Source organism: Klebsiella sp. CN_Kp091 (assembly GCF_040065095.1).
Lineage (GTDB): Bacteria > Pseudomonadota > Gammaproteobacteria > Enterobacterales > Enterobacteriaceae > Klebsiella > Klebsiella aerogenes.
On record NZ_JBEAIO010000049.1, the window covers coordinates 288,161 to 310,786 of the forward strand.

A 22,626-nucleotide genomic window follows, 5' to 3' on the forward strand; every position below is an offset into this window, starting at 1 on the left:
CGCCGGTTTGTTAAATAACTAAATAAACCGGCGCCAGATTTCTTATCGCCTGAATCATCCTGATTTTCCGCCGCTATTTTCACAATGAATGCCAGTGAAATAAATAAACTGCTTTTTTAAGTTAAAAAACTGTTTGCATTAAAATATCGAAGTGTAAATGATATTTTAAAATAAAGTAAAAGTGCGTTAATATGGCGGCTCTTATTACACTTTTGCTACGCGATATTTCTATTATGCCTGCAATTAAAAAAACGATTATATCTATGACCGCATTAGCGATGTTCGTCAGTACGGCGACCTACGCAAATGGCGATACCTCGAAAAAAACTGACTTTCTGCTGATCGGCGGCGGCATCATGAGCGCCTCGCTGGGCACCTGGCTGCAGGAGCTGCAGCCGGAGTGGAAACAGGTGATGGTGGAGAAACTCGACGGCGTCGCGCTGGAGTCCTCCAACGGCTGGAATAACGCCGGTACCGGTCACTCGGCAAATATGGAACTGAACTACACGCCGCAGCGTGCAGACGGTTCTATTGATGTCAGCAAAGCGCTGGATATCAACGAGCAGTTTATGATTTCGCGCCAGTTCTGGTCGGCGCAGGTCAAACGCGGTATTTTGCACGACCCGCATTCGTTTATTAATTCCACGCCGCATATGAGTTTCGTGTGGGGCGATAATGTTGATTATCTGCAAAAGCGTTATAACGCGCTGCAGCAGACCACCTTATTCCAGGGAATGAAATTCTCCACCGATCACGCGCAAATTAAACAGTGGGCGCCGTTGGTCATGGAAGGACGCGATCCGCAGCAAAAAGTGGCTGCCACCTGGACGCCGGTCGGTACCGACGTGAACTACGGCGAAATTACCCGTCAGCTAATCGGCAGCCTGAAAAAGAGCAGCAATTTCTCGCTGCAGACCTCTTCTGAAGTCACCGATTTCAAACGCAATGCCGACAACTCCTGGCACGTGACGATTAAGAACGTGAAGAGCGGTGAAGAACAGGCTATCGACGCCAAATATGTCTTCATCGGCGCCGGCGGCGGCGCGTTGAAGCTGCTGCAGAAAACCGGTATTCCGGAAGCGGACAACTATGCGGGCTTCCCGGTAGGCGGCTCGTTCCTGATGACCGAAAACCCGGAGCTGACTAAACTGCACCAGCAGAAAGTTTATGGTCAGGCCTCGGTTGGCGCGCCGCCGATGTCGGTACCGCATCTGGATGCTCGCTACCTCGATGGTAAGCGCGTGGTGCTGTTCGGGCCATTCGCCACCTTCTCCACCAAGTTCCTGAAAAACGGTTCGTTCTTCGATCTGCTGAGCACCACCACCACCAGCAACGTACTGCCGATGACCCACGTTGGCCTCGACAACTTCGATCTGGTGAAGTACCTGATTAGCCAGGTTATGCTCAGCGATGATGACCGCTTTGCGGCGCTAAAAGAGTACTACCCGAACGCGCGCAAAGAAGACTGGAAACTGATTCAGGCCGGTCAGCGCGTGCAGATCATCAAAAAAGACGCAGAGAAGGGCGGTGTGCTGAAGCTCGGTACCGAAGTGGTGGTCGATCAGCAGAAAACGATTTCTGCGCTGCTCGGCGCATCGCCGGGTGCTTCCACCGCCGCGCCGATCACCCTGAACGTTCTCAAGCAGATGTTCCCGCAGCAGTTTAACTCGCCGGAATGGCAGAGCCGCATTCGCGCCATCGTGCCGAGCTACGGAGAGAAGTTAAACGGCAACGTGGCGTTGACCCAGCAGGTTTGGGATGACACCGCCGCGGCGCTGCAACTGACCAAGCCTCCGGTCATTCAGATGCCAGAGTCCGCGCCGACCGCGACCGCCAAACCGGCAGAGACGCCGCGCGAAGCCTCGCCGCAGCACGATATGGCGCTGTAACGACGCATCCGGGCAGTGAACAAAAGGGAAGACCATGGTCTTCCCTTTTTTGCGTTATTTACCGGCTGAGGCCGCGCGCTGCCTGCAACTTTGGCCTCATAAAAGATATACTGGTTTGAATTGAAAAAGAAAATTAAACCAGGAGTGTGGAAGGGCTATGAGAGACGATATTAACCAGGAGATCACCTTCCGCAAGCTATCGGTCTTTATGATGTTTATGGCGAAGGGCAATATCGCCAGAACCGCCGAAGCCATGAAGCTCAGCAGCGTTAGCGTTCACCGCGCGCTGCATACGCTCGAAGAGGGTGTCGGCTGCCCGCTGTTTGTTCACAAAGGACGCAACCTGCTGCCGCTGCAGGCGGCGTGGACGCTGCTCGAATACTGCCAGGATGTGATGAGTCTGATGAGCCGCGGGCTTGAGGCGACGCGTAAAGTCGCCGGCGTCGGCCAGGGGCGATTGCGCATCGGTACACTCTATTCGCTGACGCTGGAAACCGTTCCGCGCATCATTATGGGGATGAAATTACGCCGCCCGGAGCTTGAACTGGATCTGACGATGGGCTCCAATCAGATGCTGCTGGATATGCTGGAAGACGATGCCCTTGACGCTATCTTAATCGCGACCAACGAAGGCGAATACAATAATTCGGCTTTCGACGTAGTGCCGCTGTTTGAAGACGATATCTTTCTCGCCGCGCCGGCGACGGAACAGCTGGATACCACTCAGCTCGCCGATCTACGCGATTACGCCGATCGCAAGTTTGTCTCGCTGGCGGAAGGATTTGCGACTTATGCCGGGTTTCAGGAGGCCTTTCAGGTAGCCGGTTTTGAGCCGGAAATTGTGACCAGGGTGAATGATATCTTTTCGATGATAAGCCTGGTGCAGGCGGGCGTGGGCTTCGCGCTGCTGCCGGGGCGGATGAAGAAAGTCTATGAAAACGATGTCCAGCTGTTAAAGCTGGCGGAACCCTATCAGATGCGCCAGCTGATCTCTATCGTCTATTCACACCATCGCGAGCGTGATGCCGACCTGCTGGCGCTGGCGGCGGAAGGGCGCATGTACGCCCGCAGTATTAATCGCTAAGCCGCTGCGCCAGATGGCGGGCGACGTCCACGCCGCTGCGCTCCAGCGAAATGGTCTCGCCGCGCCAGCCCGCCTGGCGGGTCAGGCAGGTGAGCACGCCGCCGGGCGGCATCTCGATTGCCAGCCTCGCGTCGCGTTCATCGGCGGCGATCATCGCCTCCTGCCAATGTACGGTGCGCGCCATGTTCATCGCCAGATCGTCGGCGATCCGCAGCGGATCCCACAGCACGCGCGCCGTCGAGCCGCTTAAATAGGCGCGCTGAGGGCGCGTTAAGGTGACGTCGGTAAAGGCTTTTGCCAGGGCGGCGGCAGGTTTAGCCAACAGCGCGCAGTGCGACGGCACGCTGACCGCCAGCCGTTGGGCTTTACTGGCGCCAGCCTGCAGCGCCAGCTGCGCTACCTCGGCCATGGCTTCATCGCGCCCGGCGATCACTATCTGCGTTTCGGCATTCAGGTTGGCGAGATAAACCTCATGGCCGTGCATCAGCGCCTCAACCCGTGGGCGGGTCAGCCCCATAATCGCCGTCAGCCCGTAACCTTCAGGATAAGCCTGCTCCATTAAATCGCCGCGTAGCGCCACCAGGCGCAGCGCGCTGGCGAAATCGAGCGCGCCGGCAATCACCGCTGCCGGAAACGCGCCGATAGAGAGCCCGCTGACCATCTGCGGATCCACGCCCTGGCGTTGTAGTTCGCGCGCCCAGGCTACCCCGGCGATCAGCAGACAGAGTTGTACTGCACGGGTATGCTTCAGCGCGTCGGCGCTATCGAGAGTATCGACTTCATCCCCCAGCACGGCGCGCGCCTGGGAGAGGATAGCCTCGCGATCGGGGATTGCCGCCAGCATTGCGGGGCGCTGGCCGCCCTGACCGGGAAAAGTAAATATAATCTTCATCATTCCTCCCTGTGCCACGGCGTCGCGGTTAAGCGTGCGCCGCGGGATGTTTTCAGTAGCGCGCGGCCATCGCGCAGCCACTCATTAAGGGCGAAGGCGCCGTAGGGCGTTTCTACCTGGGTATCGGCGCGGCACGGTAGTTGGGCAACTCGGGCCTGCCATTCCAGCAATGCCTCGCGGTCCAGCGGCTGCGGCGCGCGGATCAGCAGATCCAGATCGCTTGCCGCATGCAGCACTGGGATTTCGGTTGCCAGCGCGTAGCCGGTACTACCGGTGATGCCCCAGCGCCAGGGCCAGCGGTGTAAGGTAAGGGCGATAGCCGCCTGGATCGGCGGCTGCGAAACAAAAGGCGAATGGAGCAAGACCTCACGATCAACAAGCATCTCCGGGCTGACGCTGCGCACGATATTGTGCGGCTGAACCCAGCCGGCGGCGCGTTGTTCGCGCTTCATGCCCCGCACCCCAACCGGGATGCGGGCCTGGCCGTCAACGTCGCGTCTCACCACCACCGGCAGCGCGGCTCGCCACTGCTGAACCACCCACGGCTCGGCAATGTCTTCCAGGGCGCTGGCGTGGTTTAACCAAACTAAATCGTGGGGACGCGGCGTTGATGACATGGTTTACAGTCCTGAAGTCAAAGAGATAAACAGCGGTAGCGACAGGATACACAGAACCGAGCTCAACAGCAGCACGGCTTCAGCATCCGGAGACTGCACGCCGAAGCGGTTGCCGAAGACCACGCCGAAGAAGCCGGCGGCCAGCGCAATCATCAGGATCGCGGTAATGGCGATAGAGCCGTGCAGACCAAGTAACATCACCAGGCCCCAGGCAATAAACGGCTGCACCAGCAGTTTCACGATGGTTGATGTAGCGATCAGCGCATTGAGCTGCAGTTTACGTGCCGACAGGATCACCCCGGTGAGGAACAGCGCGGCGGCGGTGGCGGCCAGTCCCAGCGGTTTGATCGACGCCAGCAGCAGGTCCGGCATTTTAATGCCGATAGCGGAAAGTACCACCCCAAGCAGCGGGCCCCAGACGATCGGTTTTTTCACCGAACGCCACATCAGCACCGGCAGCATCGCCAGCGTAGAACCGCTGTTTTCACCCGCGGCGCGGGCTTTTTCACGTTCCAGAATCAGCAGGCAGAACGGGGTCATCAGTACCGAGCCGCAGGCGATAGAGACCGCCACCGACAGCGAGGTTGACGCGCCTTCACCCAGCACGCTGCCGAGGATCGGCAGACCCAGCGCGGCATAGTTTGGCAGGGCGACGGTGAGGGTCAGCACCGCGGCATCCTGCGGCGTGCGTTTGAACACGCTGGTGGCGAGGAAGTAGATCGCCGCATAGGTGATCCACATCGCGCCGGTCAGCACCAGCACTAGCGGCGACTGGGCGACGATACCGGCCCACGGCGTTTGTACCGTCGCGCTAAATAGCGTGGCGGGTAAGGCAAAATCCATTACAAAAATATTAAGCAGCGAGACGTTTTTGTTATCTACCATCCCGGCCTTTCCGGCCCAGAAACCCAGCAGCATGATAACGAAAATGGGCGCGAGAGCATGAATAATCACATAAGTCATAAATCACCTGTAAATAAAATAGAGTACTGGCGCGATTGTTATTTTTTCTAAAAGCCGTCCCTTCCCGGAGCGTTTATTCCGCGCTCCGGGAGACTGCTTCCGGCAGGTTTTCTTCTACTACTTACGTACGAACGTCTTACCAGCTGGCGCGCATGCGATCGCGAACCAGCTGTGAGCTGCGGCGGTTTTCCGCGCCCAGGCGACACTTCAGTGAGGTATCGGTGCGCGCGTCAGCGATGGCGTCGCGCAGGGTACGGCTGACCAGCGACAGATCGCCTTCGTCTGGCGCATCCGGATTGCTGATATCGAGCAGGGCGGAGAGCAGGCCGAGCGTAGCGTAGTTGCTGACGTCATAGGCCATCGGCGGGATCGTCGCCGCCAGTTTCTCCAGCGCTTCGACGGTACGCAGCGTAATGCGCGCTGCCGATTCTTTACCCATCGCGTGGACCAGCACGCCGCTATCGTTAAAGGCGATCAGGCGGTTGGCCTGATAGCCGTGGGCCAGAAACGCCCCGGACATCGCTTTTCCGACGATCAGGCCAATCACCGGGTGGCCGGCAAGACGGGCTTTGGCGTAGGCGCCTGCCGCTCCGGCCAGCGCCTGGTGGATGCCGAAGGCTTCTTCACGACGACCATAGGCCTGGCTCGGGACATCAATTACTGCGACGATCGGTCGTTTGCCAGGCCGATCGGCGTCGGCGGCGATAGTTTCATTGACCACTTTCGCCAGCGTCCAGCCTTCCAGCAGGCCGACTTCGCCGCCGGCGGCGCGCGGGTAATGGTTGTTGGCGTCAGGCACCACGGCGATAAAGCGGACGTTTTCGCCATTAATCTGGCCATCTGCGACCTGTACCGAAGGGCATAGCCCGCTCATCAGCGGCGCGTTGGGCGCCAGTTTGTTCAGCCATAGCGCGGCGCGGTTTGGGAACTGACTCATTATTTATCCTCCCGGGCAAAAAGCTGTTTAATCTGCGCGGTATCCGCCTGCTGGCGGGTATCGAATTGGCTCAAGCGACGCAGATAATCGTCATAATTGTCGCTGCGGTGCTGTGCCGGTACGCCTTTGGCGATGGCCTCGTTCATTGCGGTTTTAACGGCGTTAACGCCATCGTTAACCAGCGCGTCGACCAGCCCGCTGGCGGCGCGAATTTCACCCCCGGTCATACTCCAGATAAACGGTCGGTTGCGGGAGTCATACTCTTCAATACCGGCCTCCTGCTCGATAACCTGCGGGCCGTTGAGGCCAAGACGGGCTTCACGGGTAACGATAAGGTAGCTGCACAGCGCCGCGGCTATGGACATGCCTCCGAAACAGCCGACGGTACCGGTAATAATGCCGACCACCGGGGTGTAGCGGCGCAGGTCGACAATCGCGGCATGAATATCGGCGATGGCGGCCAGACCGAGGTTGGCCTCCTGCAGACGTACGCCGCCGGTTTCGAGGCACAGTACCGCCTGCGTCGGGATACCGTTGCGGTTATCTTCCGCCGCCAGCTCCAGCGCGGCGGCCATTTTGGCGCCGGAGACTTCGCCCATACTGCCGCCCTGGAAGGTGCCTTCGATGGCAATCACCACCGCAGGTTGGCCGTTGATAGTGCCTTTGGCGACCACCATACCGTCGTCGGACTGCGGGACGATGCCTTGTGCGCCAAGCCACGGCGACATAATGCCTTCAAACGGGTCCAGCAGTTCGCGGTAGCTGCCATCGTCCAGCAGGGCGTGGGCGCGTTCGCGAGCGCGCAGTTCGATAAAGCTGCGATCGTTACGCATGAGCGGCCTCCTCAAATACTTGTTCAATACGAATACGGGCGACGCCCGGCGTGGCGCCGAAGTCGTGGATAATCAACTGCCCGGCGGGCAGGCCGTTGATCAGGTTCAACCTGTCGAACAGCGCCTGCCAGCGCGCCTGGCTGTTATCCACTGAGGTGGTGATCTGTACGTTGAGCGTGGCGCCCTGTGCGGCGGTATAAAGCACTTCCATATCGCCAGAACCTACGACCCCTGCCAATGCTTTGCCGCTGAGGGCGCGGTTGGCAGGAAATGACAATGTAATCTGTTCCATAACATCCTCTGAATGCGTTAGCCGGAAACCCGGTCGAGAAACAGGGTGGCGGCAAGGAGATCGGCCGCGCCACCCGGCGAGGCGTTTTGCGCCAGCATCTGCGCATCAAGGCGCGCCAGCGCGGCGCGACCGGCGGCGCTGGCGCAACCGCCAGCCGCCAGAACCTCGCGGGCGCCTTGCTGCATGGCGTGCAGGCCGTTCATGCCGGCACGCGACAGCACGCAGGTATCGCTCAGCGAGGTCATGATGGCCATCAGCGCGTCGAGACGCGCCTGCGGCTCGCTGGCGCCTCGCGCCCGGCTTTGTTGCAGTTGCGGCAGCGCCAGGGTGATAACATGCGGAAATCCGCGCTGCGCTTCCTCGCGTGCGCCCGGCACCTGCCAACGGCGGCTGGCGCGCAGCCCCTTACTAAAGCTTTTCGGCGCGAAGCCGTCAGGCAGGCGGGCGAGGGCGGCGGCGGCGGCGGCGATCGCCTGTGATTGACCCTCTCCACCCAACATCGCCACCGCGCTGACCAGCAGGCCCAGCGCCCAGATGGCGCCGCGGTGGGTATTGACCCCGCCGGTGGCCATCATCATCTGCGCTTCGCCTTCGCGACCGAGGCGGCCGACGGTTTCGCGCAGGGCGATATCCGCCGGACGCTGCCAGCTTTGCTGCGCCAGCGCGTGAAAGGTCGGCTGCAGGCTGCGGGCGGAGCGTTCCATCAGTTCCAGATTAAGATCCTGATGCGCGCCGCTGCCGCGACTATCGACCAGTCCCGGTTTCGGACTCAGTCGGGCTTCGTCAATCAGACACGCGCTGGCGGTATGCGCCAGCCAGCTGACGCGGCTTTCTGCGTGTAGGGGGGAGAGATTTTTCATTACCAGCTCCGGAATTTTGCCGGTGGGTTGTACAGTCCGTCGGACCATTCCACCAGGTCGGCGACGCTGCCGGCGGCCAGTAGCGAGCGGGTGGCATCGCTGCGGCGAATGCCGATATCTTCCGGGTAGACGACTTTGCCGCTCTGGCGCAGCGCGGCGACGCGTTTGGCGTCCACGCCGAGGCCAATATCGGTGATCCCGGCCACCGCGGCGACCATCGCCCGGCGCTCTTCAAGGCTCTCCGCCCGGTACAGGTAGGCGATACCCTCTTCGGTCAGCACGTGGGTTACGTCATCGCCATAAATCATCACCGGCGCCAGCGGCATGCCGGAGGTTTTGGCGACGTCGACCGCATCGAGCGTTTCAACGAAGGTCGGTTTCACGCCGGCCTGGAAGGTTTCGACCATCTGCACCACCAGTTTTTTACCGCGCTGCATCGGGTCTGGTTCAGTGATCATATTGAGCCAGGCCGGGGTGGCGTGGCGACGACCGTGCGGGTCGTGACCCATGTTCGGCGCGCCGCCGAAACCGGAAAGACGACCGCGGGTGACGGTTGAGGAGTTAGCCAGACCATCAACCTGCAGGGTCGAACCGATAAACATATCTACCGCGTACTGACCTGCCAACTGGCAGAAGGCGCGGTTGGAACGCATTGAGCCATCCGGGCCGGTAAAGAAGATATCCGGGCGGGCGCGGATATACTCTTCCATCCCCAGTTCGCCGCCGAAGCAGTGCACGCTTTCCACCCAGCCGCTTTCGATGGCCGGGATTAAGGTAGGATGCGGATTCAGCGTCCAGTGTTTACAGATTTTGCCTTTCAGTCCGAGCTGTTCGCCGTAGGTGGGCAGTAACAGCTCAATGGCGGCGGTATTAAAGCCGATACCGTGGTTAAGCGACTGCACCTGATGTTCCGCGTAGATGCCTTTAATCGCCATCATCGCCATCAGAATGTGTTCTTGCTTAATCAGACGCGGGTCGCGGGTGAACAGCGGTTCAATGAAGAACGGTTTATCGGCGACCACCACGTAATCAATCCACGAGCCGGGAATATCGACGCGCGGCAGATCGCATTCGTCGTCCACCAGTTCGTTGACCTGGGCTATCACAATGCCGTCATGGAAGGCGGCGGCTTCGACCAGCGCCGGGGTATCTTCGGTACTTGGCCCGGTGTACAGGTTGCCTTTACGGTCCGCTTTATAGCCGGCGATCAGCGCGACGTTTGGCGACAGATCGACATACAGGCGGGAGTAGAGTTCGATATAGGTGTGGATGGCGCCGATTTCGAGCAGACCATCTTCCAGCAGCTGCGAAATTCGCAGGCTCTGCGTGCCGGAGAAAGAGAAATCCAGTTTACGGGCAATGCCTTTTTCAAACAGGTCCAGATGCTCGCTGCGCCCGACGCTTGGCATAATCATATGCAGGTCGTGGATTTTTTGCGGATTAACCTCGGCGAGCATGCGGGAGAGGAAATCAGCCTGTTTCTGGTTGTTGCCTTCCAGTACCACCCGATCGCCCGGGGCGAGCAGATTTTCCAGTACGCTGACCAGTTGGTCAGTGGGGATGACTTTGCCGGCAATCTTCGCTTCGGCTAGCCGCCGCTGTTTTTCCGTCCGGCGACGGTTCCAGACCCGTCCCGTCGTTTGTTCAGCATTCATTGTTAACCTCCTGATTCGACAAATCGTTTCGTTTGTCCTGGTGGAAGTTAGTGTGCGCGGCGCGGCGCTGCGCATCAATTAAGCACGCCGGCTAACCGTTAGCTTTAGAGTAATGATTGGATGTGCCCATTTGTGATGGGGATCAATAATAAGAAAGGAGTAACGGTCTAAGCGGAAAAGATGAAAAGAGGAGAAGGCTGGCGGATAAGCCAGCCCGATTGCCGGTTATTCTTTACTTAAGTCACTAAGTAAGAAAGCAATACTCTGCCCGCCGTTGGTTTGCTCAAGGGCGATTTTCAGAATGATGGTCAACGGCACCGACAGCAGCATGCCGACCGGGCCAAGTAACCAGCCCCAGAAAATTAACGACAGGAACACCACCAGCGTGGAGAGCCCCAGCCCGCGGCCCATGATACGCGGCTCGAGAATATTGCCGAACACCAGGTTGATAATCAGGTAACCGGCAGTGACGATCAGCGCCTCATACAGGCCGCCAAATACCATCACCTGCAGAATCGGCGGGATGGCCGCCAGTACCGAACCGATATTGGGAATATAGTTCAACGCAAAGGCCAGCAGCCCCCACATAAAAGCAAAGCGGACGTCCAATAGCGCCAGCATGCCCCAGACCACCAGCCCGGTGACCAGGCTTATCGCGGTTTTCAGCACCAGATAGTGGGACACGCTATCAATCGCCCGCTGAATGGCGCCCATCCCCTCAACCGGCCGCGACATCAGTTGCTGGAGCTTGGCGGGCAGCTGCGGCACTTCCAATAGCATGAATACCACGGTGAGAAGCAACAGGAAAATGGACGACATCGCATTCGACAACTGGGTCAGTAGACTGGTCACCAGCGTCATCACCGCGTTGGGGTCGATATACTTATTCAGCTCAATGGCGGAGACGGTAAATCCAAAGCGCTGTAGCCATGGCGTGACCGTTTTTAGCGGTTCGGCCAGCGACGTGCGGTATTGCGGCAGGGTACGCGCCAGTTCGTTAAGCGATGTGCCAAGCGACGCCAGCAGTACCACCGCCAGCAGCACGATGGCGCCCACCAGTAGAGAAATCGCCAGCACCCGGGGCACCCGGAAGCGCACCATCAGCTGGACCAGCGGGTTAATGACCACCGCCAGAAACAGCGCTAAGATAAAGGGGACGATAATATCGGCGGCAAAGCGGATGCCGGTAAGGATGATAACCAACATGCCCAGCATGATGACGATCTTGAGTCCATTAAGGGTGATGATGGGTTTGGCCATTGGGTTCCTTACGCTGGAGATGAAAACGTCCTTGATCATAGCGACTTTGCTATTCGCGTTTATGATGGAGATCAGTTTGAGAAAATACTAATCGAAATCGCACCTTGGACGTAAAGAATTGCAAAGACTTTGAGTTAATATTAACACTATGGTACAAATTTACTTGTGTTTAACTACCGAGGACAATTTTTTTCCGCAATGACGAGAAGCAACACCGCGGATAATTGTAATTTTATGAACAATCAGTTCAGCCTTTATTTTTCGACTCATCACGCATTACCTTTCATCCTTTCCCGATTTGCTGGCGAACAGCACTGGCGCTCAGCGCTATAGTCCCATTCTCTCTGCCTGAGCTGGCGCACCGCGCACGGCTAAAACTACGTCAGAATTTTTTCGGTTTACCTTCGTGAGCCGTCATGGATTGTATTCTCAAGCAGGAGAAGGGATTATGTTTTATTGGATTTTATTAGCCTTAGCTATCGTTGCTGAAATAACCGGCACGCTGTCTATGAAATGGGCCAGCGTCAGCGGCGGTCATACAGGCTATATTTTAATGCTGGCAATGATTGCGCTTTCATATATTTTCCTGGCCTTCGCCGTTAAAAAAATTGCTCTCGGTGTGGCGTATGCGCTATGGGAAGGTATCGGTATTTTATTAATTACCGTATTCAGCGTGCTGCTGTTTGACGAAAGCCTGTCTATCGTAAAACTGGCCGGGCTGGCAACGCTGGTCGCGGGTATTGTGCTGATTAAGTCCGGCACCAGGAAAGCGGTGAAACAGCGCGAGGAGAAAGCTCATGCAACAGTTTGAGTGGATTCACGGCGCCTGGCTGGCGCTGGCTATCGTACTGGAAATTACCGCGAACGTATTTCTGAAGTTTTCCGACGGTTTCCGTCGTAAGACCTACGGTATTCTGTCGCTGGCGGCGGTGCTAGGCGCTTTCAGCGCCCTGTCGCAGGCGGTAAAAGGTATCGACCTTTCCGTCGCTTATGCGTTATGGGGCGGGTTTGGGATCGCGGCGACTATCGCCGCCGGCTGGATCCTCTTCGGACAACGCCTTAATCATAAAGGCTGGGTAGGCGTCGTGCTGCTGGTAGCCGGCATGGTATTGATAAAACTGGCTTGATATGATGCCGCCTGCGTAGGCAGGCGGCAAATTCTGTCCTCTGTATTACGCTTAAAAAGCAGATTCGGCATCTTTCTGTAGGCCGCTATGAGGACAGCGCATGATCCCTTTGCCAGGCTGGCGGAATATCCCCTCTGCCAAAATTCTTTCCGTACTGGTCTTTCTCGCCGGCCTGGGGCTGGTGGTCTCCGTTATTTCTCTCTTCTATTTGTCACAACACCTGGTCAGTATTAAAACCAACGAAATTGATAAGCACCGTACGATGCTCTCGGTGGAAGGGGCTGTACAGACATCGGTCAATCGGGTGCTGTCATTGGTACTGGATAATTCGATTTGGGATGATGCGGTTAAACAAACCTATACGCCCCATCTTGACTCACACTGGCTGTATGATTCGTGGGGATCGGGTTTTAAGATTAATAATCTCTACGACGGCACTTTTATCCTGGATGAAAACTATCGCATCTTGTGGGGGGCTTTTCGCAGCGAGCCATTTACCGAATCCGATATTGGTTTTTTCGGCAGCGGGTTACAAACCCTTATCGAGCAGCACGCGGATGCGCTGAGACGCGGTGAAAATGCCTTTGCTGGTATTACCCGTACTCGCGCAGGTATCGCGTTTGTCGGTATCGGCTTGATTCGCCCGACGATCGGCCGCTTGCCGGTTTATGACAAGACCCGTCGCTATCTGGTCATTACCCGACACATTAATCCGACCATGCTGGAAACCCTGGGGACTACTTTCCAGATTAATCGCCTGCATACGACGCAGTTCGCCGGCGAATACAGCGTACCATTACGTACAGAAGGCGGCGAAACGCTGGCATATCTGAGCTGGCAGCCGCGCCTTCCTGGTGCTGAGGCGGCGCGCGCCGCGTCAAACAGCATCAGGCTTATCGCCATTCTGGCGGCGAGTTTAATTCTGCTATTCATTCTGCTCAGTAGCCTGGGGCTATACAAACTGGCGCGCGGCGAACAGCAGGCGCGAAAAAATGCGTTGACCGATTGGCTGAGCCGTTTGCCGAACCGTCGGGCGTTGATCGAACGTTTGAATACGATGGGCGACTGCGGCAAGAATGAAATGCAAAGCGTGGTATTTATCGATCTCGATGGTTTCAAAGACGTTAATGATAACTACGGCCATGACGTTGGCGACGCGCTGATAGCGCATATTGCCCGCGAACTGCAGGATCGGGTTCCGGCGGGGGCGATGCTGGCGCGGATGGGCGGGGATGAATTCGCCATGACCGTCAGCGGTGAACAAGCGGTTAATCAGGCTTCGGCGTTTGCCTGGGCGGTACTGGAATTATTAAAATCGCCCATTGAACTCAGCGCGCGCAAAATATATATCAGCGCCAGTATCGGTATTGCCAGCGGCGTGCCGGCGGTTTGTTCCAGTACCGAATTGTTTCGTCGCGCAGACATGGCTATGTACCACGCGAAGAAGAGCGGTAAGGGGAGAGCGGCCTGGTATGATGACACCCTTAACGAAACGCGCCAGCACCAGCTACACATCGAAAATGGCATCCGCGAAGGTCTCGAGAAAGGCGAATTTGATGTCTGGTATCAGCCGATTGTCAACGCCGATACGCTGGTGATGGAAGGCGTAGAGGCGTTGCTGCGCTGGTCGCGGCGCCCTGAAGGCCCGCTGGCGCCGGATGCTTTTATTCCCATCGCCGAAAGTAGCGGATTGATCTACGCGCTTGGTCAGTTTGCGCTAGCGCAAGCCTGTTACGATTTACAGCCGATGGGAGATCTGCTCCTTTCCGTCAATATCTCACCGGCGCAGTTCCGCGACCCGGAATTTGAAACGCGGGTGATCCAAACCCTGGGACGCTGTCAGTTTCCTGCGCGCCGCCTGCAGCTTGAGGTGACCGAAAGCTACGTACTGGAAAACCCGGAGCGCGCCCGCGTGGCTATCGAAAACCTGAAATCGTTGGGTATCACCGTCGCGCTGGACGATTTCGGTATTGGTTATTCCAGTATTGGTTATCTACGCAGCTGTCGTTTTGATAGTCTGAAGATTGATAAGTCGTTAGCCGGCTTGGTGGATGTCGACCCGCAGGCGGCAGAACTGGTGCGCGGCACGGTACGTATCGCTAATGCGCTGGGGATCACCGTGGTTGCCGAAGGGGTTGAAAGTCAGCAGCAGCTGGCGCTGCTGCGGCGGGCGGGATGCGATCGACTTCAGGGATATTATTTCAGTCAACCGATGCCGATCGATTCATTGCTTCAACTGCGCCAGCAGCAGGGATAATCACTCATTGGCCAGCGCTTCCAGCTTGTCGAGAAAACCGGTCACGGCAATAGCCCGGTTATCGGCGCGATAGCGATCTTTCGGGCCCGGCGCCGAGCTTTGCACCGCAATGACCTGCCAGCCGTTTTCCGTTTTTAACAGCAGCGGAGAACCGCTGTCTCCCGGTAGCGTATCGCATTGATGTGATAGAACTGAGGCCTGCGCCCATCCCGTCACCAGACAATCCTGATGGCTATAGAGGCTATCCAGATGATCTTCCGGGTAACCGGATTGCGTCACTTTGCGGTCCGTTGCTTTCAGCGCCGCGGTTAGCGCTTCTTTATCACCGCGGAAAACCGGAACTGGCGTAATGCCGCCGGGCGCGTAGCGCAGGACGATCAGGCCAAAGTCCCAGGGGGCTGCGGAAGACGGAACAATCCAACCATCGCCGTCCGCTTTAAGCCGTTTACCCAACGACGGATCGGTACGGCCATCAATCCCGTGAATTTCATAGACCCAATTACCTTTACGCGAGATAAAACGCAACGCGACGGCCTTATCCGGCTTGCCTTTCGGCGGCTGCAGCAAACAGTGACCGGCGGTGAGGGCCAGATGCGGCGAAATCAGCGTTGCGGTACACAAATTACCGCTGGCGGTTTCTAACTGGCCGATGGCATCCCACGGGGAACTGGCCGGGTCGCTGACCGCTTTACGATCGTCATGGCCGAAAAAAAGCGTTTTGATATCTTTCGCGCTCATGCCGTCATCATCGGCGTGAGCAAACAGAGGAAAAATACAAAACGAACACAGTAATAACAGTACGTCTCTACGCATATCACTCTCTGGGGAGATAATTATGTCTATTGAAAGTAGCAGGAGATTTAAGTTTATGAAAGTTAAGAATAATTTTTATTAAGCCAAACGGCAGTTAAAATGAATCCTGAAGTCATTTCATCTATGCAAGAACCATGTGAATTCAGATGGTTAACGCATTATCTCTGCTGTCGTCATTTCCGCAGAAAGCGGCGGGTAACGCAACATAATTCGTGTATCGGAACGTACGTAAAGCGCGGGAAAAATAATCACTTTGCCTTGCAGGACATTCGCAAAGCGCAATTTTTTGCGGGTGTTTTAGTCGCCTTGCGAGCACGAAAGTTCATCGTCATTGGCGTTTTTTTACCATCTTCTCAATTATTTTCACTACGAAACATTTTCTCACTGTAAACATCGTTTTCGCTGGTTCCCATTGAGTGAAATGTGAGGTTGACCCGGCCATCATAAGCGCAATGTCATTTCCCGCAGTGGGAGGGTGTATGTCTAAACAAGGTATTCGCGCATTAGTTTATGTTTCGCTGGTTTCAATTTTTATGTGGGGCGCGATGGGCTATCTCGTCATTGAGGCGGTACATGCCCTGTAATGACCCGCCAGCGCCGTGAGGTGGCGTGGGCTATAATATCCGCCAGTGAATGCAGAACTGGCGGATATGATGACTATCGATGAGACGCGATTACGGGCGGTGATTACAGGAGCAGATAGCGAAGTGTCGACCGCTGAATTGGCGGTGGAGCTGCTGGCGGCGCGGCAAAAAATTAGCGAGCTGGAACGTCAACTGGCGACGCCGATTCGCTTACCTTTCTCCAGCGCGAGCCCGGTATGCGAAATTGAAGCGGGATATGCGGCGGGAGTCAGCGATTGCCGTCAGGCGATACGTGCAGCCGGTTTTCCCATTGAGGGGGATGAATAGCGACGCCTAGTAGAGGAAAAAGCGGGTTGCCACCAGCGCGCAGATTATCAGCAGTATCAGGATGAGCTCAAAACGATAACGTCGCAGCATAGCGCTCTCCAGAAAAAAACGGCGCTGAAACAGCGCCGATTTATACAAAACCAGACTAACCGGAAAGATTATGCAGCCGGCTGAGCAGCAGGTTTAGCCGCGGTGTGTTTAGTGGTTTTGTGGTGTTTTTTGGCAGCCTGAGCTTTCTGCGCTACTGGTTTAGCGGCAGTTTTGTGGTGCTTTTTGGCAGCCTGAGCTTTCTGCGCGGCCGGTTTAGCGGCGGCTTTGTGGTGTTTTTTCGCAGCCTGAGCTTTTTGCTCTACTGCAGGTTTTGCCGCGGCTTTTTTGTGTTTCTTGGCAGCCTGGGCCTTTTGTTCTGCAGCCGGTTTGGCGGCAGCTTTGTGATGTTTCTTATGGTGAGTGGTCTTGGCAGTGGTGCTGTGAGTTGCAGCAGCAGGTGCCTGAGTGGTGCTTACTGCATCAGCAGCGAAAGCAGCGGAAGACAGACCCATAGCAGCGGCAACGACCAGAGCTAATACTTTTTTCATTCTGATATCCTCGAAAAGGTTTCTTCATTTCAACCCCACTGCGGGGCCGTTGAAGTAACTATATGCTTGTCTTTTCGAGCTTTCCGTGAGTGTTTGGTATCGGCGTGTAACCGTTTGTACAATACCCGTCTGGTCAGGCGAAACGCGCCGGAGCAGGCCCCGGCGCACAGGCTTAGAGATAACGGGCGGTAAGATGCTGGCGGAAATACTCGCTGTTGAGATCTTCGCCGGTGGCATTTTTAATCAGCTGCGAAGTGGTAAAGCGGCTGCCGTGTTGCCAGATATTTTGCCGCAACCAGTCGAACAGGGCGTTAAAATCGCCGCCGGCGATATCCTGCGCGAGATTCGGTAGCGCGCGTCTGGCGGCCGCCATTAACTGTGCGGCGTACATCGCCCCCAGCGTATAGGAAGGGAAATAGCCGAAACCGCCATCGGTCCAGTGAATATCCTGCATACAGCCGTCACGATAGTTGCCGAGGGTCGAAATACCCAGCCAGCTCTGCATTTTCTCATCCCACAGGGCTGGAATATCGTCTACTTCAATATCGCCGTCGATCAGCGCCCGCTCGATTTCGTAGCGCAGAATGACGTGCGCCGGGTAGCTGACTTCGTCGGCATCGACGCGAATGAAGCCCGGCTTCACGCGCTGGTTCCAGGCGATAAAGTTTTCCGCGCTGAACGCCGGCTGGTCGCCAAAGCGTTGACGCACGGCGGGCAGCAGGCGGTTGAGGAAGGCTTCGCTGCGGCCAAGCTGCATTTCGAAGAACAGACTCTGAGATTCATGAATCGCCGTTGAGCGAGCCAGCCCAACCGGCTGATCGACCCAGCTACGCGGGAGGTTCTGTTCATAGCGCGCGTGGCCGGTTTCGTGGATCACGCCAAATAGCGCGCTGAGCAGATCGTTTTCGTTATAGCGGGTGGTGATCCGGACGTCCTCTGGCACCCCGCCGCAGAAGGGGTGTGCGCTAATATCCAGACGCCCGCCGTCAAAATCAAAGCCTAAAACCCGCATCGCTTCCAGCCCCAGCTCGCGCTGATCGGCGATGGCGAAGGGCCCCAGCGGCTCGAGCAGCGTTTTCTGCGCTTGCTTATCGACGACGTTTGCCAGCAGCGACGGCAGCCAGGATTTCAGATCGGCGAATAGCACGTCAAGACGCGCGCTGGTCATGTCGGGTTCAAAAATATCCAGCAGGGCGTCATAGCGGGAACACCCTTTCGCTTCGGCTCGGATCTGCGCCTCTTGGCGGCTGAGCTTAACGACTTCGCGCAGGTTTTCGGCAAATCCCTGCCAGTCGTTAGCCGGACGCTGGCTGCGCCAGGCATGTTCGCAGCGGCTGCCGGCCAGTGATTTCGCCTCCACCAGGCTTTCCGGCAGTAGCGCCGCCTGCTGATACTGCCGGGTCATTTCGCGCAGGTTAGCTTGCTCCAGATCGTTAAGGTCTTCCTGTTGGGCGTGCCGCAGCCATTCGCCAACCTTCTTGTCGGTCAAAATTTGGTGCTGCAGCACCCCGAGCTCCGCCAGCGCTTCGCCGCGCGCTCGGCTGCCGCCGGGCGGCATCATGGCGAACATATCCCAGCCGGCGATGGCGGCAAGGTGAGAGAAGCGGGAGAGCCGTTGGAATGTGCGGGTGAGCTGCTGATAGTTGTTGTTTTCAGTCATAGTCTCTGCTGGCCTGTGGCGAGTGAAATAAATCTGTTGTCAGAGGGTACACTAGCGCGTCGGGGGGATTTGGTCGAGTCGTGGGAACGACATTTTGCGTGCGGCGAAAAATGCGTATGTGAATACCATAACGGACGGCGCGCCTCGCCAGCGACTACACTAATTACAGGCGCTGGCTGTCAGCGGAGGCGAGTATGAATCCGTTCACGTGGGTGTTTTTCGCACTGCTTTCTATGGATGCTCTCAGAGAACTGTTGGGGTTGCCGTCGGTGCTCGGGCTGTGGTGAGCGGACGTGACCCGTAAGGTCACGTCGTTTAACGATTATTTCAGGCGGTTGTGCAAACAGGCGCCCGTCAGCAGCGCGGCCATTAACAGGAGCGCGATAAAGCCGCCGACGCCGTTCCAGCCGTAATGATGCCAGAAGACCCCGCCGAGCGTCCCGGCAATACTGGAACCGAGATAGTAACTGAACAGGTACAACGAGGATGCCTGGCCGCGCGCGCGACGCGCCCGTGGTCCGATCCAACTGCTGGCGACCGAGTGCGCGGCAAAAAAGCCGGCGGAGAACAGCAGCATGCCGATGAAAATCAGCCACAGGGGCGAGAATAGCGTCATCAGCAGGCCAAACAGCATCACCGCAATAAAGAACAACATCACCGGCCCGCGGCCATAGCGCACCGTCAGCGCGCCGGCTTTTGGCGAACTCCAGGTCCCGGTCAGGTAGGCGACCGACAGCAGGCCAACCACCGCCTGGTTCAGCGACCATGGCGACATCATCAAGCGGTAGCCAATATAGTTGAACAGGGTCACAAATGCGCCCATCAGCAGGAAACCTTCGAGGAACAATAGCGGCAGTCCGCGATCGCGCCAGTGCAGATGGAAGTTAATCAGCAGCGTTTTCGGTTTCAACGAAATAGGGCGAAAATGGCGAGACTCGGGAAGAATACGCCAGAACATAATTGCCGCTGCGAGGGCGAAGGCGCTTATCACCGCCAGCGCCACGCGCCAGCCGAAGAAATCGGTAAAGACCCCGGTGAGCAGGCGGCCGCTCATGCCGCCTATTGAGTTACCGCTGATGTAAAGCCCCATCGAAAACGCCACCACGCTTGGGTGGATCTCCTCGCTGAGATAAGTCATTCCCACGGCGGCCACGCCGCTGAGCGACAGGCCGATCAACGCGCGCATGATCAAAATACCGTGCCAGCTGGTCATCATCGTTGATAATAATGAGCAGCACGCCGCCAACAGTAAGGCAGTGACCATCACCGGTTTACGACCAATGGCATCAGACAGCGGTCCGGTGAAAAGCAGCCCGACGGCGAGCATCGCGGTGGAAATCGATAACGAAATACTGCTGCTGGCAGGGCTTACGCCGAACTCGCCCGACAGCACCGGCAGAATAGGCTGCACGCAGTAGAGCAGGGCGAATGTCGCCAGTCCGGCGGAAAACAGCGCCAGGGTGACGCGAATAAACGCCGGGGTACCGCGTTTAATAAATTGATTTGGCTGGTTTACGGCCTTATCGCTGGCGCTGCTCGCCGGCGCGGTGCCGGCGGTTGTTGTGTTACTCACGGAGAATTCCTTGCTTATATACCGCTGGATTACAAACAAACTGATGTGACCATTCAGCTCACATTTTTAGGGTATAAAATTGTAAATATTCCGTCTAATATATTAATAATCTCAAATAAGATGTTTTAAATATGAATATCGAGCTGCGTCATCTGCGTTACTTCGTCGCCGTAGCAGAAGAGCTACATTTTGGCCGCGCGGCGGCGCGCCTCAACATCTCCCAGCCGCCGTTAAGCCAGCAAATTCAGATTCTCGAACAGCAAATTGGCGCGCGGCTGTTTGCCCGCACTAATCGCAGCGTCAGCCTGACGGCGGCGGGAGTGCAGTTCCTCGCCGATAGCCGACAAATACTGACGCAGGTTGAAGATGCCGCCGCTCGCGCCGGGCGCCTGCACCACGGTGAAACCGGTGAACTGCGTATCGGCTTCACCTCGTCGGCGCCATTTATCAAAGCGGTTTCCGATACGCTTTCCACTTTTCGTCGCCGCTTTCCCGATGTCCATATCCAGACCCGCGAAACCAACACCCGCGAACAGATCGTGCCGCTGAATGAAGGGGTGCTTGACCTTGGCCTGATGCGCAACACGCAGCTGCCGGATACCTTGTGCTGGGAAAGGGTGCTGCGCGAACCGCTACTGGCGATGGTGCCCAGCGATCATCCCCTGGCCCGTCAGCAAGCGGTCAGTCTGCTTGAGCTGGCGCGCGAGCCGTTTGTCTTTTTCGATCCGCACGTTGGTACCGGCCTGTATGACGATATTCTCGGATTGATGCGCCGCTACGATACCACGCCCGTTATCACCCAGGAGGTCGGCGAGGCAATGACCATCATTGGCCTTGTGGCTTCAGGTCTTGGGGTATCGATCCTACCGGCCTCGTTTAAGCGGGTGCAGTTAAATGAAATGCGCTGGCTGCCGATTAGTGAACCCGATGCGGTGTCGGAAATGTGGCTGGTGTGGGCCAAACACCGTGAACAGGGTCTGGCGGCGCAGCGCTTTCGCGATTATCTTCTCGCTGCCGCCGCCCTGGCGAATTAAGACAAAAACGGGGTAAAAATGTGCGGCAAATCACAAGGCTAAGTAAAAATTTGACGTGCACCATCGAAGTGCTTCACCATAGCCAAAAGTTTATTTCGAAGCGCGAAAATAAAGGGAGTCAACGGTGGTAGCGGACAGTCAACCAGGCCATATCGATCAAATAAAGCAGACCAATGCCGGCGCGGTATATCGCCTGATTGATCAGCTTGGCCCGGTGTCGCGTATCGACCTTTCCCGATTTGCGCAACTGGCGCCGGCCAGCATTACCAAAATTGTTCGCGAGATGCTGGAAGCGCATCTGGTGCAGGAGACAGAAATCCAGGAGCCGGGGAGCCGCGGCCGCCCTGCGGTCGGGCTGATGGTTGAAACGGAAGCCTGGCATTATTTGTCGTTGCGCATCAGTCGGGGGGAAATCCACCTGGCGCTGCGCGATTTGAGCAGCAAGCTGGTGGTGGAAGAACAACTGGATCTGCCGCTGCAGCATGCGCAACCGCTGCTGACGCGGATCATCGAGCAAATCGATCAGTTTTTTATTCGCCATCAGCACAAGCTTGAGCGCCTTACCGCTATCGCCATCACCTTGCCGGGGATCATCGATACTGAAAACGGCATCATTCACCGGATGCCATTTTACGATGATGTGAAAGACATGCCGCTTGGTGAAGCGCTGGCTAATCACACCGGGGTGTCGGTCTATATACAGCACGATATCAGCGCCTGGACTATGGCCGAATCGTTGTTTGGCGCATCACGGGGCGCGCGCGACGTCATCCAGGTGGTGATCGACCACAACGTCGGCGCGGGAGTGATCACCGATGGCCGCCTGCTGCACGCCGGCAGCAGCAGCCTGGTGGAGATTGGCCATACCCAGGTCGATCCTTATGGTAAACGCTGCTATTGCGGCAACCATGGCTGCCTGGAAACCATCGCCAGTGTCGAAAGCGTGCTGGAGCTGGCGCAGATGCGCATGGCAAAATCGATGAGCTCTATGCTGCATCAACAGCAGTTAAGCGTTGAATGGTTATGCCAGGCGGCGCAGCAGGGGGATTTACTGGCGCGGGATATCATTACCGGCGTTGGCGCCCATGTAGGGCGTATTCTGGCTATCATGGTCAACCTGTTTAACCCGCAAAAAATCCTTATTGGTTCGCCGTTCAACCAGGCGTCCGATATTTTGTTTCCGGCAATTTCTGACTGTATTCGGCAACAGGCGCTACCGGCCTATAGTCGTCATATCGCGGTTGAGAGTACCCAGTTCTCAAACCGCGGAACGATGGCTGGCGCGGCTTTGGTGAAAGACGCCCTCTATAACGGATCGCTCCTTATCCGACTGTTACAGGGTTAACATTTTTTCATAGTCGCACCAAAAATTGCGCTATCTCAATCTGAGC

At 56.8% G+C, this 22,626-nt stretch carries 21 protein-coding genes; 8 read left to right on the top strand and 13 right to left on the bottom strand.

Annotated features, from left to right (window positions below; all coding sequences use genetic code 11):
- The first annotated feature begins 233 nt into the window (after positions 1–233).
- Positions 234–1,889, top strand: a complete 1,656-nt coding sequence (gene mqo / locus ABLV17_RS21910) for a malate dehydrogenase (quinone) (RefSeq protein ID WP_316423838.1) — start codon at positions 234–236, stop codon at positions 1,887–1,889.
- A 157-nt stretch (positions 1,890–2,046) separates the two neighbouring features.
- Positions 2,047–2,973: a LysR substrate-binding domain-containing protein gene (locus tag ABLV17_RS21915; RefSeq protein WP_213317623.1), complete on the top strand. Its 927-nt coding sequence runs from the start codon at positions 2,047–2,049 to the stop codon at positions 2,971–2,973.
- Here ABLV17_RS21915 and mdcH read toward each other — a convergent pair.
- From mdcH to ABLV17_RS21960, 9 genes are all read right to left on the bottom strand, one after another.
- On the bottom strand, positions 2,963–3,865 hold the full coding sequence (gene mdcH, locus ABLV17_RS21920) for a malonate decarboxylase subunit epsilon (RefSeq protein ID WP_348854783.1): 903 nt from the start codon (positions 3,863–3,865) through the stop codon (positions 2,963–2,965). The two genes, ABLV17_RS21915 and mdcH, sit on opposite strands and share 11 nt — an antisense overlap.
- Complete coding sequence (locus ABLV17_RS21925) at positions 3,865–4,482, bottom strand: malonate decarboxylase holo-ACP synthase (protein ID WP_087858524.1); 618 nt, start codon at positions 4,480–4,482, stop codon at positions 3,865–3,867. The genes mdcH and ABLV17_RS21925 overlap by 1 nt, the downstream gene beginning before the upstream one ends.
- A 3-nt stretch (positions 4,483–4,485) precedes the next feature.
- Positions 4,486–5,445: an AEC family transporter gene (locus tag ABLV17_RS21930; RefSeq protein WP_004148291.1), complete on the bottom strand. Its 960-nt coding sequence runs from the start codon at positions 5,443–5,445 to the stop codon at positions 4,486–4,488.
- 136 nt (positions 5,446–5,581) lie between these two features.
- Positions 5,582–6,382, bottom strand: a complete 801-nt coding sequence (gene mdcE / locus ABLV17_RS21935) for a biotin-independent malonate decarboxylase subunit gamma (RefSeq protein WP_087858525.1) — start codon at positions 6,380–6,382, stop codon at positions 5,582–5,584.
- Positions 6,382–7,215 (bottom strand): biotin-independent malonate decarboxylase subunit beta, encoded by an 834-nt coding sequence (locus tag ABLV17_RS21940; RefSeq protein ID WP_012541866.1) that lies wholly within the window; start codon positions 7,213–7,215, stop codon positions 6,382–6,384. The genes mdcE and ABLV17_RS21940 overlap by 1 nt, the downstream gene beginning before the upstream one ends.
- On the bottom strand, positions 7,208–7,507 hold the full coding sequence (gene mdcC / locus ABLV17_RS21945; protein WP_008805033.1) for a malonate decarboxylase acyl carrier protein: 300 nt from the start codon (positions 7,505–7,507) through the stop codon (positions 7,208–7,210). The genes ABLV17_RS21940 and mdcC overlap by 8 nt, the downstream gene beginning before the upstream one ends.
- Before the next feature lie 17 nt (positions 7,508–7,524).
- Positions 7,525–8,367, bottom strand: a complete 843-nt coding sequence (locus ABLV17_RS21950) for a triphosphoribosyl-dephospho-CoA synthase (protein ID WP_087858527.1) — start codon at positions 8,365–8,367, stop codon at positions 7,525–7,527.
- On the bottom strand, positions 8,367–10,022 hold the full coding sequence (gene mdcA / locus ABLV17_RS21955; protein WP_113374705.1) for a malonate decarboxylase subunit alpha: 1,656 nt from the start codon (positions 10,020–10,022) through the stop codon (positions 8,367–8,369). The genes ABLV17_RS21950 and mdcA overlap by 1 nt, the downstream gene beginning before the upstream one ends.
- Before the next feature lie 225 nt (positions 10,023–10,247).
- Positions 10,248–11,282, bottom strand: coding sequence for an AI-2E family transporter (locus ABLV17_RS21960; protein WP_271032602.1), 1,035 nt, complete (start codon positions 11,280–11,282; stop codon positions 10,248–10,250).
- A gap of 448 nt (positions 11,283–11,730) precedes the next feature.
- On the opposite strand from ABLV17_RS21960, the gene mdtJ reads away from it, so the two are divergent.
- The 3 genes from mdtJ (at position 11,731) to ABLV17_RS21975 (ending at position 14,666) form a co-directional block, all read left to right on the top strand.
- Positions 11,731–12,093 (top strand): multidrug/spermidine efflux SMR transporter subunit MdtJ, encoded by a 363-nt coding sequence (gene mdtJ / locus ABLV17_RS21965; protein ID WP_087858530.1) that lies wholly within the window; start codon positions 11,731–11,733, stop codon positions 12,091–12,093.
- Entirely contained in the window at positions 12,080–12,409 is a 330-nt protein-coding gene (gene mdtI, locus ABLV17_RS21970; protein ID WP_087858531.1) for a multidrug/spermidine efflux SMR transporter subunit MdtI, read from the top strand. The genes mdtJ and mdtI overlap by 14 nt, the downstream gene beginning before the upstream one ends.
- A 100-nt stretch (positions 12,410–12,509) precedes the next feature.
- The gene (locus ABLV17_RS21975) at positions 12,510–14,666 is read left to right on the top strand and encodes a bifunctional diguanylate cyclase/phosphodiesterase (RefSeq protein WP_308958116.1); all 2,157 of its coding nucleotides are present in this window, start codon (positions 12,510–12,512) and stop codon (positions 14,664–14,666) included.
- Here the strand turns inward: ABLV17_RS21975 and ABLV17_RS21980 are convergent, their stop codons facing one another.
- Positions 14,667–15,479: a serine protease gene (locus ABLV17_RS21980; RefSeq protein WP_162750230.1), complete on the bottom strand. Its 813-nt coding sequence runs from the start codon at positions 15,477–15,479 to the stop codon at positions 14,667–14,669.
- 653 nt (positions 15,480–16,132) lie between these two features.
- On the opposite strand from ABLV17_RS21980, the gene ABLV17_RS21985 reads away from it, so the two are divergent.
- Complete coding sequence (locus tag ABLV17_RS21985; RefSeq protein WP_308958118.1) at positions 16,133–16,390, top strand: hypothetical protein; 258 nt, start codon at positions 16,133–16,135, stop codon at positions 16,388–16,390.
- Positions 16,391–16,548: 158 nt separating this feature from the next.
- Here the strand turns inward: ABLV17_RS21985 and asr are convergent, their stop codons facing one another.
- The 3 genes from asr to ABLV17_RS22000 all read right to left on the bottom strand — a co-directional run bounded on the left by asr (position 16,549) and on the right by ABLV17_RS22000 (position 20,201).
- A complete protein-coding gene (gene asr, locus ABLV17_RS21990; protein WP_113374707.1) occupies positions 16,549–16,968 on the bottom strand; it encodes an acid resistance repetitive basic protein Asr in 420 nt (139 codons plus the stop codon).
- Positions 16,969–17,140: 172 nt separating this feature from the next.
- Complete coding sequence (locus tag ABLV17_RS21995; protein ID WP_308958115.1) at positions 17,141–18,628, bottom strand: carboxypeptidase M32; 1,488 nt, start codon at positions 18,626–18,628, stop codon at positions 17,141–17,143.
- 322 nt (positions 18,629–18,950) lie between these two features.
- On the bottom strand, positions 18,951–20,201 hold the full coding sequence (locus tag ABLV17_RS22000) for an MFS transporter (protein WP_063447887.1): 1,251 nt from the start codon (positions 20,199–20,201) through the stop codon (positions 18,951–18,953).
- Positions 20,202–20,332: 131 nt separating this feature from the next.
- On the opposite strand from ABLV17_RS22000, the gene ABLV17_RS22005 reads away from it, so the two are divergent.
- Together ABLV17_RS22005 and mlc are read left to right on the top strand one after the other, a co-directional pair.
- The gene (locus ABLV17_RS22005; protein ID WP_087858534.1) at positions 20,333–21,235 is read left to right on the top strand and encodes a LysR family transcriptional regulator; all 903 of its coding nucleotides are present in this window, start codon (positions 20,333–20,335) and stop codon (positions 21,233–21,235) included.
- A gap of 124 nt (positions 21,236–21,359) precedes the next feature.
- Positions 21,360–22,580: a sugar metabolism global transcriptional regulator Mlc gene (mlc, locus tag ABLV17_RS22010; protein WP_087858535.1), complete on the top strand. Its 1,221-nt coding sequence runs from the start codon at positions 21,360–21,362 to the stop codon at positions 22,578–22,580.
- Positions 22,581–22,626 lie beyond the last annotated feature (46 nt).